Here is a 16,063-nt window from a genome sequence, read left to right as displayed (position 1 = left end):
GTGAATCTCCCCATGCGTACGGTGTCGGTCGCGGGGATCGGTCCCGGGTGCCCGGGTGATCCCGCAGGTACAGCGTCCGCTGTGGCCGGTCAGATGATCAACGACGACCTGGGCAACAACTGATTAGCCTCAGTAAAGGATCAGTCGCCGGCGGACATGTCCCCGGTCGCCGGCGTGCCCTCGGCGAGCCCGTAGCGCAGGTAGACGGTGCCTTTCGGGCTGGAGGCTGGAGGCTGGAGCAGGGTGATGTTCGTGGGTACCGTGCCGCCGTCGAACACCTTCTTGCCGGCGCCGAGCATGATCGGGTGCACCCAGAGGTCGATGCCGTCGAAGAGTTTCTCGCGCAGGAGGGTCTGCACCAGGTTCAGGCTGCCGACGACCTTGATGCGCTCGTGCCGGTCGCGGAGCTCGCGGACGCCGGCGGCCAGGTCGGGGCCGAGCTGCGCCGAGCCGGCCCACGAGAGGTCCGGCCGGCCACGGGAGGCCACGTACTTCGGGATGGTGTTGAAGAGCTCGCCGAACTCGCCGGCCTGCCGCGGCCAGTAGGCGGAGAAGATCTCGTGTGTCCGCCGGCCGAGCAGCAGCGCGTCGGTGCCCTCGTACGCCGCGGCGATCTGTGCCCCGGTGACCTCGTCGGCCAGTGGGGCCATCCAGCCGCCGTACGGGAACCCCAGCGGGTCCTCGCCGGGTCCGCCGGGCGCCTGCCCGACGAGGTCGAGGGTGGCGAACAGCTCGATGTCGATCCGGCCCATGTCCTGCTCCTGATGAGTTGGTGGTACCCGTCAGCAGGTAGACCTCGGGGCGGCGGGAAACTCATCGCTGCCGGGCACCCGGATCTCTCGCTCCCCGTCACTCCCCGTTCACGATAGATCACTTCGGGCCGGCGTCAGCCGAGTTCCGTGCCCGTGACCTCGCCCAGCGGGGCGTCGAACACGAAGGTCAGTTCCGCGGAGGCCGCGGCGATCGTGGCCAGCATGTCCGCGTGCGCCGGCGCGTCGCCTTCGAGATGGTCGAGGAACCGGCTCATCACCGACGGCCCGAAGCGCGTGCCCGGCTGGATGAGCCTGCGGTAGCCGGTGACGCCGGGTACCTTGCGGACCTGAGGGATGCCGCGCACGGCCAGGAGCGTGCCGCCGCCGGCCGGAGCCGGATGGTTGTACTGGAAGTACACCCGGCCGGGGCTGGCCGGCCGCGGGGACACGTGCTCCCCGAGCGCTGCCCGGCCGGCCAGCTCGACCAGGCTGATCCCGGCCGCCCGGGTGCTCAGCTCGTTGATCAGGCCGCCGAGCCTGCCGTTGACCTCGATCAGGCGCGGCCCGGCCGCCGTCAGCTTGATCTCGGTGTGGGTGACTCCGGTGGTGACACCGAGGGCGGCGAGCGCGCGGGTGGTCAGGCCGAGGATCTGCTCGGGTTCGCCGCTCGCGAGCACGGCAGGCCAGAACTGGGCGGTCTCACGGAAGGGTTCGAGCAGCGGGAGCTTGCCCGTGATCGCGACGTGGCAGACGCGGCCGTGGCTGACCACGCTCTCGACCGACACGTAGTCGCCGTACGGTGCCGCGTCGCGCCCGGCGAGCAGCTCTTCGAGCACGAGACCCGGCCCGGCAAGGCGCTCCGCCTGTTCGACAGAGCTGATTTTGTACGTGTCGGAGCTGCCCTCCCCTCGCGCCGGCTTGAGCACCGCAGGCAGCCCGGTGTGCTCGACGGCCGCTCGCCAGTCCGCCGGGTCGCGGAGAAGGTAGCTGCGCACCCTGTCCACTCCGGACCCGGCGAGCCGGGCGCGTTGCGCGGGCTTGCTCGTGAGCAGCCGTGCGGTCTCGGGGCTGTGGCCGGGCAGGCCCAGGCTGGCGGCCAGCTCGGCGGTGGGTACGACCTGGCGCTCGCTGAAGGTGAGGACGGCGCCGGGGCGCAGCGCCGGGACCTCGGCGAGCGGCACGACCCGGCCGAGTTCCCGCAGCAGCGGGAGCATCGCCGTGGCGTGCGGGGAGGCGGGGACGGCGTAGACCAGCTCGCCGAGACCGGCCAGGCCGGCCCGGATCTCGCGCGGGTCGGCCGCGCCCTCGTCGTACACGACGGCGAGCGTGGTCACCGTCGCCTCAGGTGGATCAGGCTCAGGGCTTCACGGCTGGGTGCCATCGCCCACGGCTGGGCTGAGCCGAGGAACGGCGAGTACACGGGGAGGTAGGCCCGGTCGGCGAGTGACACGGCGAAGTCGGCGGAGAGCTGGCCGAGCGGGGTGACGGCCCCGGTACCGTGCCACGGCAGCACTCCGGCCCCGCCCAGGTACGTGAAGCCGGCGCTGCCGGGCCTCGGGTTGGGCGTGAGCCGGACCCGGCCGGGGAACAGCGACGCGTCGTCGTACCCGAGATCGCGGTCCACCTGGAGCACGGCAAGGTACCGCGCGGTCTGCTCCCATGCCCCGCGCAGTACCTCCCGCCGGGCGGCGCGGACCTCGGCCGGCCCGCCTGTGACGTTGAGGATGTTCGCGTACAGCAGCTTCGACCACGTGAACCGGGTGTAGCCGGCTGGGGGCTCGACCTCCACCACGTACAGGATCGACCGGAACAGCGCGTCGAAGGCCGGCATCACCGTGCCGTCGCCCCGGCGGCCGGTCAGTTCGGCGCAGCGCCGGGTCGCCTCGGCGAGGGCCGCGACCGGGCCGGCTGTCACGTCGAGCCCGGCGAGCGCGCGGTTGATGGCTCGCAGGTGTTCCGCGAGGAGCGGCACGCGCCGGGCCCGGACATCAATGCCCAGCTTCCGCTCAGCCACATCCTCCACATCGGACATCTCGAAATAGTCGCGCCCGCCGACCAGCTCGTGGTACTCGGCGAGCTTCCCGTGGTAGGCCGACAGCAGCGCGGCCGGCCGCTCCTGGAAGTGGTTCCCGTCGGTGAGGACGGTGATGGCCAGCCCCGGCGGGTACACCTGGCGGGCGGCGCGCTGGAGTTCGCGGAGACGGGCCAGCGCGCCGGCCTCGGCGAGATCCGGCTGGAACCCGGCCGTCTTCAGGTCGTTGTAGTGCAGCTTCACCGGGAAGCCGAAGGTGACGACGGGGATGGGCTGCGCGCGGCGGGTCAGCGGGCGCAGGTCGCGCTCGGCGAGTGCCAGCGGATAGTTCGCCTTCGGACCCTTGCGGAACCGTTCGCGGGTGAGCACGTGGTGCAGCAGCGCGACCGGGTCGCCGCCGGGGTGGGTCCGCCAGGCGTTCTCCGCGACCCGGCCTGCTGCGGTGTCCGAGCGCTCCACCAGGGCCCGGATCAGGCCGGCCGACTCGGATTCCGTGAGGTGGATGGCGTGCCGGGCCGCTGCGGCCGAGTGGTCGGCCAGCTCAGCCATCGGCAACTCCGCAATGGACAGCGTGTCCGAGAGGGCGGTGCGGGCGGTGGCTGGGACTGTGCGCTCCGTCCTGGGTACAAAATCGAAGCTTGTGATCGTCGTGGCACCGTCGTCAGGGCCGGCGAGGGCCTCGTGCTCGACGGCGAAACCGGGAATGGCGGTCGCGACCGGCAGCACTCCGGGGAGTTCCTTGGCGATGGCCTGCCTGTTCTCGCACAGGTCGTCGAAGACCGCGACGATGTGGAGGTCGCCGAAGCTGGCGATGTTCCCGGCCTTGTGCTCGTGCACAGGTCGTGTGCGGTCGTCGGGCATCATCGCCATGCGCGGCTGGAGGATGCCAGCCCGGGCGAGAGCCGCCTCGGTGTGGGCGCGGAGCCGTTCGCGGCGGCCTGTGTTGAACACCAGCTCACCGCCAGCGTCGAACACCGCCCAGGCGAACTCGGCCAGCCCGGCCACCGGCTCGTCCGACCGCATCCGCTCCCACGGCTCGAAGAAGGCCGTGCAGAAATCCGCGTGGACGGCTTCCCAGTCGAGCAGCGGATAGGCGGCCCGCAGCGCTGCCGTGCTGGCCTGCCAGGCTGGCGGATGGTAGGTGGGCCATTCGCGCCAGCTCCCGGGATCGGTGAACTCGGCGATCCCGTGCCGCTCCCCAGTGGCCCGCAGGGCGCCGATCGTCCGCTCGCGGGGGGCCAGCGCACACAGATCCACATCGAGCATCACGGCCGGCCGCTTGAGCGCCGGGTCGGTGCGCCGCCTCCTGGCCTGTTCTGCCACACGATCCAGGACATCAGCCAGTACCGCGTGCTGCGCCACGCTGACCGAGTGCCCCCAGTGGCCGAAGATCCCGGCGATCTCTGGGCGGAGAAAACGCAGCTCGGCCTTGATCTCGGATTCGAACTCGGTGTCGGAGCCGGACTCGGGTTCGGCGGTGGGAGCCCACGTGGCCAGGTCGCGGAGCCAGCCCTGGACGGTGGCCGCGGTCGCCTCCGGCGCGGTCCCGGGTGGCAGGACCAGGCGGCCGTCAGCGGTGAAGCCGAGCTGGCCGAGGGGCGGCAGGGCGACGCCGTGCCGGTCCACGGCGATCCTGAGCACCTTCACCAGGATCCCCGCGTCACCCGGCGCCCCGGGCGGGCGGACGGCGGCGGCCGGGGCGTTCCCGGCGGGAGCACAGCAGTAGAGCGCGAGGACAGGATCGGCAGGGACCAGGTCAGCGAAGGAGACAGGCACGCTCAGTAATCTCCTCACTCGTCTTTCCGCGGAGAATGATCAAGCAGCTGATCGAATGTACACAGCCGGCCGCAGCGTGCACACAGGACTTGATCTTGCGCACATTTTCTTGATCTTGGCGTTCCACCAGCTATTTTGGCAAGGTCCACGCAGGACTTCCACGCCAGAGAGGAAGTGAGCATGCACGCCGGTTCCCTGACGGGGCTGTTCGCGGACGTCAGCCGCCGGCAGCCCGGAGCCCCGGCAATCGAGGCCGGAGACAGCACACTCAGTTACCGGCAGCTCGGCGAGGCAGCGAGCGCGCTGGCCGCCAGGCTCGCCGCGCTCGGCGTCCGGCGCGGCGACCTCGTCGGCCTCCAGACCGGCCGAACGGCGGACGCGGCGATCGGCGTCCTCGGCATCCTCATGGCCGGCGCGGCGTACGTCCCGCTCGACCCGGCGTACCCGGCCGCACGGCTGCGGATGATGGCCGCCGACGCCGGCCTCAGCGTGCTGGTCGGCGATCCGGCGCTGGCGGCCGGGTGCGGGTTCACAGCCGCCCAGGTGGTCCCGGCCTCTGGCCACGAGCCCGCACCCGGCTGGGCCGGCGTGCCGTCCGGCCCGGACGATCCGGCGTACGTCATCTACACCTCCGGCTCCACCGGCCAGCCGAAGGGCTGCGTCGTCTCGCACGGCAACGTCGTCGCGATGCTGGACGCGGCCCTGCCACTGTTCGATGTGGACGGTCGCGATCGGTGGTCGGTCTTCCACTCGATCAGCTTCGACTTCTCCGTGTGGGAACTGTGGGGCGCGCTGGCCACCGGGGCCACGGCCGTCTGGGTACCGGAAGCGGCCGCGCTGAGCGGCGAGGCGCTCACCGCGTTCCTCGCGGAGAAGCAGATCACGATCCTGAGCCAGGTGCCGTCGGTGTTCCGGTCGTTCGTCCTCGGGTACCAGCAGGCCGGCCGGCCTCCGCTCGCCGTCCGGTGCGTCGTGTTCGGCGGCGAGAGCGCCGACCTCGACGTGACCCGGGCCTTCGCCAGGCTGGTACCGGGCGTCCGGCTCGTCAACATGTACGGCATCACCGAGATCACGGTGCACGCGACGTTCGCCGAGCTGGGCGAGGACAGTACCGGCAACCCGATCGGCGAGCCGCTCCCCCACCTGACGATCAGCCTGCGCGACCCGGACGGCCAGCCGGTGGCCGGCGGCGAGCCCGGCGAGATGTGGATCGCCGGTACCGGGGTCGCCGCCGGATACCTGCGCCGTCCGGAGCTGACCGCCGAGCGTTTCGTCGCGGCTGACGGCCGCCGCTGGTACCGGTCGGGCGACCTGGCGCGGCGCGGGCCCGGCGGCTCCCTCGAATACCTCGGCCGGGCCGACCAGCAGGTCAAGCTGCGCGGCTTCCGGGTCGAGCTGGGCGAGATCGAAGCGGTGCTCCGGAGCCACGAAGCCGTACGCGACGCCGCCGTCACAGTGGTCACGACGCCGGCCGGAGCACAGTTCCTCGTCGCGTGCGCCGTACCTGCCGTCCCGGCGGACATCCGGGAGCACGCTGGGCGGTTCCTGCCCCGGCACATGGTGCCGCACCGGTACGTGGCGGTGCCTGCCCTGCCGCTCACCCCGTCCGGGAAACTCGACCGGGCCGCACTGCCGGGCCTGGCCTCCAGCACCTGAGGAGACACTGTGGACACCACTTCTGCCGAGAAGATCCTGGCCGGGATCTGGGAAGAGATCCTCGGCGTGACGGCGGGCCCCGACGACGACTTCTTCGACCTCGGCGGCTACTCGCTGCTCGTCGTCGACGTCGTCGACCGGGCACGCGCGGCCGGCCTGACCATCGCGGCCATCGACGTCTTCGACCATCCGACCATCGCCACCCTGGCCAAGGCGATCACCTCGGCCTCGTCCCAGGTACCGGCCCCCGGCCTGAGGCCCGACATGGTCGCGCACGTGTGGCGGACCAGCCTCAGCCCGCACGACCCGGCCGCGCCGGCCAACCTCGTCCCGCTCCTCGCGGACGGGACGGGTGAGCCGATGTTCGTGCTGCCACTCGGTACCGGTCACGTCCGGCTGGCCACAGCGCTCATGGACAAGGTCCGGGGCGGCCGGCCGGTCTACGGCTTCGAGTCCGTCGGGTACCGCGCGCCGGTCCGGCCCTTCCTGTCCGTGGCGGAGACCGCCGGGTGGTACCTCGCGCAGCTCCGCGAGCGGCAGCCGGAGGGCCCGTACCACCTCTCCGGGCTGTGCGGCGGGGCGGTCGTCGCGCTGGAGATGGCGCACCGGCTGCGGGACGCCGGGGCCGAGGTCGCCTCGCTCGTCCTGCTCGACCTGCCGGGCGGCATGCCGGAGCTCGACCCGGGCTGGGGGCTCACCGAGCACTTCCAGTACCTGCTCGGCGTGCTGAAGACCCGGTTCGGGCTCAACGACCCGGTCGCCGACCTGCCGGCCGTGCTGGCCGAGCTCAAGGAGCGCGTCTGGTTCGAGGAGACCGACGAGCTGGACGACTTCTACCGCCTCACGGTGCTGTGGGCGGCGGCCGCCTGCTCCCAGGACCACTACGAGCCGCGTACCTACGACGGGCCGGTCACTGTGGTCGTGCCGGCCGAGTACGACCAGGAGACCCGGGACTACTGGGGACGGTTCCTGCCCCGGGCCGACATCCGGATCACGCCGGAGATCACGATGGTCAGCATCCTGGCCGACCCGGTCACCGAGCAGGCGTTCAGGGACGCGCTGGGCTAGCCGCCAGCAGGCAGGCTCTCCAGTGCGCTCCGGAGCTTGGCCGAGGTCGCCGGGTCGCCGGTCTCGCTGACCGCCAGCGCCTCCGTCCACAGTGCACGGGCCGTGTCCACCTGGCCGAGGCGCTGGTGGACGTGCCCGAGGTCCAGCGTGAACCGGGAGGCCGCGTACGGGTCCCCGGCCGCGCGGAAGGCACTGATCGCGGACTCGAAGTGCCCGGCGGCCTCGTGGAGCTCGCCGGCCGCCGCATGGGTCCGGCCCAGTTCGGCCAGGGTGTACGCCTCACCTTCCCGGTAACCGCGTTTGCGGAGTACGTCGAGGTTGCGGTGATGGGTGCGCACGGCAGCCTCGTACTCGCCCTGCGCGACCTGGCAGCGTGCGATGTGGTGGAGGGCGAACGCGACGGCGTCCTCGCTGTTCTGTTCCTCCGCGATGCGCAGCGCCCGGTCGAGCAGCGGCAGCGCGACGTCGTACTGGCCCTGGGTGCTGCGGGCCATCGCCACGTTGGTCAGTGCCGCGCACGTGCCGTTGTGGTCCCCAGCTGCCTCGAAGAGTTCGAGTGCCTGCTGGTGAAGGCCAGCCGCCTGGTCGAACTCGTCGTTGTAGTACGCGAGCAGGCCGAGGCGGTTGAGGACGTACCCGGCGCGGTTACTCTCGCCCAGTTCCCTCGCGAGGGCCAGGGCCGCCGTGAGCTGGACCTCCGCCTCGGCTGGCCGCCGGCGCAGGCTCGCGAGCTGGCCGAGCTGTTCGCGGGCCGTCAGCTCGGCCAGCTGGTCGCCCGACCTGGTCGCGGTGGCGAGGACGCCCTGGCAGGCCTGGCCCCACAGTTCCCAGCTGCTCGTGGAGCGCAGGTGCCACTGGACGTGGTCGAGGATCCTCGCCAGGACAGCTGCCCGCCGGGGCTGGCCGGCTGCGGCCTGCGCGATGGTCGTGACGATGCCCTCGATCTGCGCGGTGAGCCACGCCCTGGCCTCGGCGGCGTCTGCGAACCGCTGGTCGCCGCAGCCCTCCCGCTCCGGCAGGTACCCGGGCCGGACCAGCCGGACCGCCGCCTCGCTGACGACGGCGTAGTGCTCCAGCAGCCGGCCCAGCGCGTCGTCCCGGCTGGCCGCTCCGTCCGCTGTGGCCCCCTCGTCCCGGGCGAAGAGGCGGAGCAGGTCGTGGTACCGGTATCTGCCCGGCCCCGGTGACCCGAGCAGGTGCACGTCCACCAGCCCCTCGGCGAGCCGTTCGGCTACTGGCTCCGGGAGGGCGAGCAGTGCCGCCGCGGCCGCCGACGTGATCTCGGAGGTGTCCGGCACGGAGAGCTGGCGGAACGCGCGGGCATGGTCCGGGGTCAGCGCCTGGTAGCTGAGCTGGAAAGTCGTCCGGATCTGGAGCTCGTCCACGTGCAGCTCGTCGAGGACACGCCGGGTGTCGGCCAGCCGGTCGCGCAGCTCGGCCACCGGCCAGCCCGGCCGGGCCGCGAGCCGCGACGCCGCGATCCGCACCGCCAGCGGCAGGTACCCGCAGCCCTCCACGATGTCCGCGACCGCGCCGGCCTCCCGGCTCACCCGCTCGGGCCCGGCGATGGCCCCGAACAGCTCGCGGGCCTCCTCCGGCCGGAGCACGTCGAGGTCGAGCCTGCGGCACCCGGCGAGGCCGGCCAGGCGGCGGCGGCTCGTGACGATCGTCGCGCAGCTGGTCACGCCGGGCAGCACGGCTTCGAGCTGCCCGGCGCCGCGCACGTCGTCGAACACGAGGAGCACGCGCCGCCCGGTCAGCAGGCTCCGGTACTGGGCGACCCGCTCGTCCAGGTCGTCGGGCAGGCTCGCGCTGCTGGCTCCCAGGTCCCGCAGCAGCCGTCCGGCGAGCAGTTCCGGCGGCACGGGCCGCGTGCCGTCGTGCATGGCGACGAACAGCTGCCCGTCCGGGAACAGGTGCCGTACCTCATGGGCCACGTGGACCGCGAGGGTGCTCTTGCCGACGCCGCCCGGCCCGGTGATCACGCAAACCGGCGGCGCGGCGGGCGCTGCCGCCGACAGCCATCCGGCGAGTGAGGCCACATCGGCGTGCCGGCCGGTGAAGTCGGCGATGTCGCGCGGCAGCTGGGCCGGCCCGGACGCGACCACCAGCATCGCCGGCGCCGGCGGCTGGGCTGCTGGACGGCCGGCCAGGATCTCGGCTTCGAGTGCCCGCAGCGCCGCCGACGGTTCGAGGCCGAGCTGGTCCGCCAGCACGCGGCGGGCTTCCTGGAAGACAGCGAGGGCTTCCGCGCGGCGGCCAGCCCCGTCCAGTGCCGTGATGAGCTGCCGCCACATCCCTTCGTGCAGGGGATGCTCACCGGTCAGCGACCGCAGTTCGGGGATCACCGCCTCGAACCGGCCCTGGGCGATGTCGGCGGTGACCCGGATTTCCAGTGTGGACAGTCTCGACTCCTCCAGCCGGGCGACCTCGCCGCCGAGGTCCAGCTCGATCCCGTCCAGCGCCGGCCCCCGCCACAGGGCCAGCGCCTGCGCCGCCAGCGCCGAGGCGGCCGGCGCGTCACCGTTGTCCAGCGCGGCCCTCGCCCTGGCCGACAGGCCGCCGAAGTCGTCCAGGTCCAGCTCCCCCGGCGCCACGATCATCGTGTACCCGGGAGCCCTCGTCAGCAGCCGGTCGCCCGCCCCGTGCGCCGCGAGGGTCTTGCGGAGCCGCATCACGTAGTTCTGCACGGTGACCCGGGCCGAGGCCGGGGCAGCGCCGGGCCACAGGAGATCGATGAGCTGGGCGGTGGACACGACCCGGTTGCGGTGGAGCAGCAGCGCGGCCAGCACGGCACGCTGCCGCCCCGCGGTGACAGGTATAGGGCTGTCACCTGATCGGACTTCCACAGCCCCGAGCAGGGAATACATGATCATTGATCGATTGTGCAGCACAACCGTCCACTCCGGACAGCACGGGCCGCTAACAAGACGCTAACGCGCGGCGAGCGGCCCATGGTGGGCTTCCATCGATCCCGGTGCTTACGGGGCTCCGGGCGGAAACAGTTGAGGAGGATCGGATGACCAAGCTGCTGGGCGCACTGAGCGACCGGGTACTCACGGCGTTCGTCCCGAAGAAGACAGCGGCTGGCGCCTGCCAGTACGACCAGGGCGTCAAGTTCTGCTACTGCCGGAACTACTTCGCATATTTCCAGACCTGGAAGCTCCTGGCCAGCTGCAGGACGGAGTACGGGCCCTGCCTGCGTAGCAACGCCACCTGCTAGTGATCCGCGGCGGCCATCCAGCGGGGTGGCCGCCACCCCCTCAGCCACCAAGGAGCGAAAATCCATGATGTACCTGGCAGCAGCAGTCGCCGTCGTCGGACTGGTCAGCGTGCTCAACCTGTTCCTCGCCTTCGGGGTGATCCGCCGGCTGCGCGAGCACACCGAGACCCTGACCCGGCTCTCCGGCGGGGGGACGGAGCCAGGCGAGGTCATGCTGGCGGCCGGGGAGCAGGTCGGCGAGTTCGAGGCCGTGACAGCCGACGGGACCCCGATCTCCACCGGAAGCCTCACCGGCCCGGTCCTGGCCGGGTTCTTCTCCCCCACCTGCCAGCCGTGCAAGGAACGGGTGCCGGAGTTCGCGGCGTACGCGAAGTCGTTCGCCGGGCCGGTGCTGGCCGTCGCGGTCGGCCGGGCCGACGAGGTCACGGAGCTGGCTGGCCAGCTGTCGGCCATCGCCAGCCACGTGGTGGTGCAGGAGTCCGACCGCGAGGGGATCGCGCTGGCCTTCGGCGTCCACGGCTTCCCGGCGCTGTGCGTGGTGGAGGACGGCCGGGTGGTGGCCTCCGGGTACCAGATGGAAGATCTTCCGGCTCTGACCTCGGCCTGACTCGGCCAGTAAAAGCGAAATATAATGACATAGTCATCGAGAAGTCCTCGCCAGCTTGCATGATCATGCATCATGACGCATACTTCAGGGCATGTCTAAGGTGCTCACTTCCCTGCCCGCTGGTGAACGTGTCGGGATCGCCTTCTCCGGCGGCCTCGACACCTCTGTCGCTGTCGCGTGGATGCGCGAGAGAGGCGCGGTGCCGTGCACCTACACGGCGGACATCGGGCAGTACGACGAGCCGGACATCAGCTCCATCCCCGGCCGGTCCCACGCCTACGGCGCCGAGATCGCCCGGCTGGTCGACTGCCGGGCAGCGCTCGTCGAGGAGGGGCTGGCGGCGCTGGCCTGCGGCGCGTTCCACGTCCGCTCCGGCGGCCGGGCGTACTTCAACACGACGCCACTCGGCCGCGCCGTCACCGGCACCCTGCTCGTCCGGGCGATGCTGGAGGACGGCGTGCAGATCTGGGGCGACGGGTCGACGTACAAGGGCAACGACATCGAGCGGTTCTACCGGTACGGGCTGCTCGCCAACCCCTCGCTGCGGATCTACAAGCCGTGGCTGGACGCCGACTTCGTCACCGAGCTGGGCGGGCGCACCGAGATGTCGGAGTGGCTGGCCACCCGCGACCTGCCGTACCGGCACAGCACAGAGAAGGCCTACTCCACCGACGCCAACATCTGGGGCGCCACCCACGAGGCGAAGTCCCTGGAGCACCTCGACGCCGGGATCGAGCTGGTCGAGCCGATCATGGGCGTGCGGTTCTGGGACCCGGCCGTGGAGATCCACCCCGAGGACGTGACCGTCACCTTCGAGCAGGGCCGGCCGGTCGCCATCAACGGCAAGCAGTTCGCCTCAGCCGTCGACCTGGTACTGGAGGCCAACGCGATCGGCGGCCGGCACGGGCTGGGCATGTGTGACCAGATCGAGAACCGGGTGATCGAGGCCAAGAGCCGTGGCATCTACGAGGCGCCCGGCATGGCCCTCCTGCACGCGGCCTACGAGCGGCTGGTCAACGCGATCCACAACGAGGACACCATCGCCGCGTACCACAACGAGGGCCGCCGGCTCGGCCGCCTGCTGTACGAGGGCCGGTGGCTCGACCCGCAGGCGCTCATGCTCCGCGAGTCCCTCCAGCGCTGGGTCGGCTCGGCCATCACGGGCGAAGTGACGCTCCGGCTGCGGCGCGGCGAGGACTACTCGATCCTCAACACCACCGGCCCGGCGTTCAGCTACCACCCCGACAAGCTGTCGATGGAGCGGACGGAGGACTCTGCCTTCGGCCCGCTCGACCGGATCGGCCAGCTCACCATGCGCAACCTCGACATCGCCGACTCCCGGGCGAAGCTGGAACAATACGCCAGGCTCGGCATGGTCGGCGGCCAGCCGCACCCGGCGCTGATCGGCGCGGCCGAGCCGGCCTCGACCGGGCTGATCGGGGCCATGGCGGAGGGCGGAGCCAAGGTCATCGCCTCACGCGGCAAGGCGGGCAACAGCGAGCTGCTGAACGCGGCGGCCATCGAGTCCGGTACCGACTGACGGGTTTCCGCACGCCATCACCGCACTGCCGGCAGTGGACAGTGCGGTGGTGGCGTGCGCGGGGTCTCTCAGCGTGCGGGCATGACGAGCTGGAGGTGAGACCTGCCCGGCTGGGCAGGCACCTGGGCCGTCCAGGCCAGCTGAAGGCCGGCGCTGGGCGTCGCGGTGAACACGGTGTCGGCTCCCAGCTCGTGCAGCAGCACGTAGGCACAGGCCTCCAGCGCGTGGGGCTCGGCGAGCGCGACCGGCGTCGCCCCGTCGGCGGTGAGGTCCCTGAGATGACCGAGGGTGCCCGGATCGGGCGGCGTGCCGACGAGCAGGCCCACCAGGCTCCGGCCCGGCAGCTCCTCCCGGAGCCGGTCCAGCAGCATCCGCGTCGCGGGCAGGATCCGGCCAGCGCCCTCCCCCGGCCCCGGTTCCCCGCACACCAGCACCGCCTCGTGCCGGCGCAGGAATCCGGCCAGGGTCCGGGCCTGAGCGGCGATCCCCCGCGGGTGAACCAGGTCGGCAGGGCTGATGCAGACGATCGCGAACACAGATCCCTCACTCCTCTAGCAGGGTCAGCGCGGGCAGGGACAGGGTGAAGACACTGCCGCCCGGCCCGCTCGCCGCCAGCTCCAGCGTGCCGCCGTGGGCGCGGGCGATGGCCCGGCTCAGGTACAGGCCGAGGCCGAGGCCGGTCGTCCGCCTGCCCAGCTGCTCGAACTTGCCGAACAGGCGGCTGCGGTTGTGCTCGGGGATGCCCTCGCCCCAGTCCGTCACGGTGATCTCCGCCGTGCCGGCCTCGTGGTTGCGCGCGAGGCTGATCCCGATCGGCGCGCCGGCCGGGCTGAACTTGGCGGCGTTGGACAGCAGGTTCGTGAGTACCTGCCGGATCCGCAGGCTGTCCACTCCGGCCAATAGCTGCCCGGGGGCGTTCACGGTGACCGGGTGGCCGCTCGTCAGCTCAGCCATCTCCGCCACGACGTCGCGGACGAGGTCGCTGAGGTCCAGCCGCTCCATGATGAGCTCCAGCTCGTCGGTCTCCAGACGTCCCGCCGCGACGAGCGTGTCCAGCAGCCGGTTGATGTGGCGCAGGTTGCGGACCATCGCGCTGAGCAGTTCCCTGGTCGCCGGGGACGGCAGCTGGTCGAGGTTCGCCGACAGCGCGAAGGCGATCCCCTCCACCGCCATCACCGGATTGCGCAGCTCGTGGGCGTAGTGGGTCACCAGGTCGCGCTGCGGGCCGGCCCAGTCATGGAGCACGCCGTTCGCGGCGGGCGGGCTGACGGCCACGGCCGTCCCGCCGGGCAGGCCGGGGAACAGGTCCTGGATCAGCGTGGGCAGCCGGCGCGTCGAACCGCCCTTCTCCAGGAAGGCCACGGCCCCGCCCCGCATGGCCTGCTGCGCCGCCTTTTCCCTGCCATAACCGGTGAGGACCACGACACGCGTACCGGAGCAGAGGCGCTGGATCTCGGCGAGCGCCTGGAGCCCGTCCATCACCGGCATGGCCAGGTCGAGGAGCACGAGATCCGGGCGCAGGTTCGCCGTCTGGAACACCGCCTCGGCCCCGTCGGCGGCCTCGGCGACCACGGCCACGCCGGGGATCGAGCCGATCACCGCGCGCAGAGCCAGCCGGATGTCCGCGCTGTCGTCGGCCACCAGTACCCGCACGGTGCTGGCCGCGACGCTGCCGCCCGGCACCGGGGGCTGCTGGGGCCGCAGCGCCGGGGCCGGAGTGTCACGGACCAGGTCGCCAGGCGCGATCTCGCCGCCGCCGAGCAGGTTCCGCATGATCTCGCGGGCCGCGCTGATCGTCCGGCTCAGCGCACGCTCGCTCTCGGAGACGTCGCCGCGTTCGAGCGCGTACGCCGCGGCGACCAGGTGCTGGAGCAGATTGTCGTTGATCTCCAGCGCCTGGCGCCGGCGAAGCTGGGCCTCCCGCAGCTCGGCGGCAGCCTTGCGGGCCTGCCGCTGCTCGGTCACGTCGCGGACGGCGGCGAGGACGAGCCGGGCGGCCTTGCCTTCCGGACCGGGCCGCAGCGGGCTCAGCGCGATCTCGACCGGGAACTCAGTGCCGTCGCGCCGCCGTGCCGACAGCTCCAGGCCAGCGCCCATCGGCCGCAGCTGGGGTGCCGCCAGGTACCCGTCGCACGACCGGGTGTGCGAGGCGCGGAACCGCTCGGGGACCAGCAGTTCCACCGGCTGCCCGACCAGCTCCACCTCGGAGTATCCGAACAGCTCGGTGGTCCGCTCGTTGGCCAGCACGATCACGCCGTCGGCGTCGATGCCGACCACGGCGTCGGGTACCGAGGCGAGCAGCATCTGGAAGCGCTCCTCGCTGTCCTTGAGCACGTCCTCGATCGGCTTGGTGGCCGTCACGTCCACGCACGTGCCGACGAGCTGCGCAGGACTTCCCTCGGCGTCGCCGACGACACCGCAGTGCTGGCGCACCCAGCGGATCGCGCCGTCCGGCCGGACCACCCGGTGGTCGAAGCGTAGTGGCTCGCCATCGTGGCGGACCAGGGCGATCGTCTTCTCGACAACGGCCTGGTCGGCAGGGTGCACGCGGCCGAGGAAGAAGGCCGGCTCCCCGCTGAGCAGCCCAGGCGGCAGGCCGTAGATCGCGCCGAGCTGGCGGCTCCACCGTACGTGGCTGCTGGCCAGTTCCCACGTCCAGGCGCCCAGCGGCTCGGTGCCGTGCGGGGCTGCGGAGTTCACATTGGCCTCATCATCCGGCCGGGTTGCCGTGCGGCCCGGCCGTGTTGCGTGACTCGCGGACAGCCGACCATAACGCGGCGCACCGCCGTAATTCCATGATCACTTGGCGTTACGGGCAAGAGGGCCCGAACGGCAGTTCAGACTCGCCCTAACGGCCGAATCCCATCCGCTGCCAGCAGCAGGCGGCTCCCTCTCCCGGGGGATGGCGCTCACCCGCGCCGGGGATGGCCCCGCAGCGTTCCGGCCCGAGCATGAACGGGTAGCGGCGGAACGCGGGAGGCAGTAATGACAACGGTGCAGTGGCGGAAGTGGCCATTGTGGGTGGCGACCGGATGGCTGGTCCTGGTGTCCCTTGTGCACACCTCGGCCACCTGGGCTGTCGTCGACCCGCTGCTCGCCAGCAATCTCGAACCGGAGCTCGCGAATCTCTACCGCGTCCTCTGGCACATCTGCACCATCGTGCTGTGGAGCGTCCCCCTCGCCATCGGCTGGGCTGCCGTGCGGGCCGAGCCGGTCGCTGCCCGCCCGATGCTGGTCCAGGCGTGGATGTTCTGCGCGGCGATCGCGATCGCGTTCCTCGCGGTGAACTGGGCGGCGTTCGGGCCGGCCGAGCTGTTCACGCTGCCGCAGTGGCTGTTGTTCCTGCCGCCGATGGCGCTGGTGCCGTTCGGGCTGCCCCAGGCTCGGTAACACCCGCACCGCCCCGGGG

At 71.8% G+C, this 16,063-nt stretch carries 12 protein-coding genes; 6 read left to right on the top strand and 6 right to left on the bottom strand.

The window, feature by feature from the left end; genetic code table 11:
- Positions 1-140: 140 nt before the first annotated feature.
- The 3 genes from A3G1_RS0130695 to A3G1_RS37640 form a co-directional block, all read right to left on the bottom strand.
- A complete protein-coding gene (locus A3G1_RS0130695) occupies positions 141-752 on the bottom strand; it encodes a dihydrofolate reductase family protein (protein WP_018353338.1) in 612 nt (203 codons plus the stop codon).
- Between the two features lie 134 nt (positions 753-886).
- On the bottom strand, positions 887-2,086 hold the full coding sequence (locus A3G1_RS37645) for an ATP-grasp domain-containing protein (RefSeq protein ID WP_018353337.1): 1,200 nt from the start codon (positions 2,084-2,086) through the stop codon (positions 887-889).
- A complete protein-coding gene (locus tag A3G1_RS37640) occupies positions 2,083-4,560 on the bottom strand; it encodes an L-tyrosine/L-tryptophan isonitrile synthase family protein (RefSeq protein WP_018353336.1) in 2,478 nt (825 codons plus the stop codon). Before A3G1_RS37640 ends, A3G1_RS37645 begins: the two co-directional genes overlap by 4 nt.
- A 180-nt stretch (positions 4,561-4,740) precedes the next feature.
- On the opposite strand from A3G1_RS37640, the gene A3G1_RS0130680 reads away from it, so the two are divergent.
- Together A3G1_RS0130680 and A3G1_RS0130675 are read left to right on the top strand one after the other, a co-directional pair.
- Complete coding sequence (locus A3G1_RS0130680; protein WP_018353335.1) at positions 4,741-6,216, top strand: amino acid adenylation domain-containing protein; 1,476 nt, start codon at positions 4,741-4,743, stop codon at positions 6,214-6,216.
- Between the two features lie 9 nt (positions 6,217-6,225).
- Positions 6,226-7,284, top strand: coding sequence for a thioesterase domain-containing protein (locus A3G1_RS0130675; RefSeq protein WP_018353334.1), 1,059 nt, complete (start codon positions 6,226-6,228; stop codon positions 7,282-7,284).
- Here the strand turns inward: A3G1_RS0130675 and A3G1_RS37635 are convergent.
- Positions 7,281-10,160, bottom strand: a complete 2,880-nt coding sequence (locus A3G1_RS37635; protein WP_083937209.1) for an AfsR/SARP family transcriptional regulator — start codon at positions 10,158-10,160, stop codon at positions 7,281-7,283. The genes A3G1_RS0130675 and A3G1_RS37635 overlap by 4 nt on opposite strands.
- Positions 10,161-10,303: 143 nt before the next feature.
- On the opposite strand from A3G1_RS37635, the gene A3G1_RS0130665 reads away from it, so the two are divergent.
- The 3 genes from A3G1_RS0130665 to argG all read left to right on the top strand — a co-directional run bounded on the left by A3G1_RS0130665 (position 10,304) and on the right by argG (position 12,654).
- Positions 10,304-10,507, top strand: coding sequence for a hypothetical protein (locus A3G1_RS0130665; protein ID WP_018353332.1), 204 nt, complete (start codon positions 10,304-10,306; stop codon positions 10,505-10,507).
- Between the two features lie 64 nt (positions 10,508-10,571).
- Entirely contained in the window at positions 10,572-11,114 is a 543-nt protein-coding gene (locus A3G1_RS0130660; RefSeq protein WP_018353331.1) for a TlpA family protein disulfide reductase, read from the top strand.
- Positions 11,115-11,205: 91 nt separating this feature from the next.
- Positions 11,206-12,654, top strand: a complete 1,449-nt coding sequence (gene argG, locus A3G1_RS0130655) for an argininosuccinate synthase (RefSeq protein ID WP_018353330.1) — start codon at positions 11,206-11,208, stop codon at positions 12,652-12,654.
- A gap of 68 nt (positions 12,655-12,722) precedes the next feature.
- Here argG and A3G1_RS0130650 read toward each other — a convergent pair whose 3' ends face one another.
- Together A3G1_RS0130650 and A3G1_RS0130645 are read right to left on the bottom strand one after the other, a co-directional pair.
- On the bottom strand, positions 12,723-13,190 hold the full coding sequence (locus A3G1_RS0130650; protein WP_018353329.1) for a hypothetical protein: 468 nt from the start codon (positions 13,188-13,190) through the stop codon (positions 12,723-12,725).
- A 7-nt stretch (positions 13,191-13,197) separates the two neighbouring features.
- The gene (locus A3G1_RS0130645) at positions 13,198-15,354 is read right to left on the bottom strand and encodes a PAS domain S-box protein (protein ID WP_018353328.1); all 2,157 of its coding nucleotides are present in this window, start codon (positions 15,352-15,354) and stop codon (positions 13,198-13,200) included.
- Between the two features lie 285 nt (positions 15,355-15,639).
- Here A3G1_RS0130645 and A3G1_RS0130640 point away from each other — a divergent pair, with 285 nt between their 5' ends.
- Positions 15,640-16,044, top strand: a complete 405-nt coding sequence (locus A3G1_RS0130640; protein WP_157641515.1) for a hypothetical protein — start codon at positions 15,640-15,642, stop codon at positions 16,042-16,044.
- Positions 16,045-16,063 lie beyond the last annotated feature (19 nt).

The sequence above is a fragment of the Longispora albida DSM 44784 genome (assembly GCF_000379825.1).
GTDB lineage: Bacteria > Actinomycetota > Actinomycetes > Mycobacteriales > Micromonosporaceae > Longispora > Longispora albida.
The sequence above is the reverse complement of the archived record's forward strand: the minus strand, read 5'-3'. Positions and strand labels throughout refer to the sequence as shown.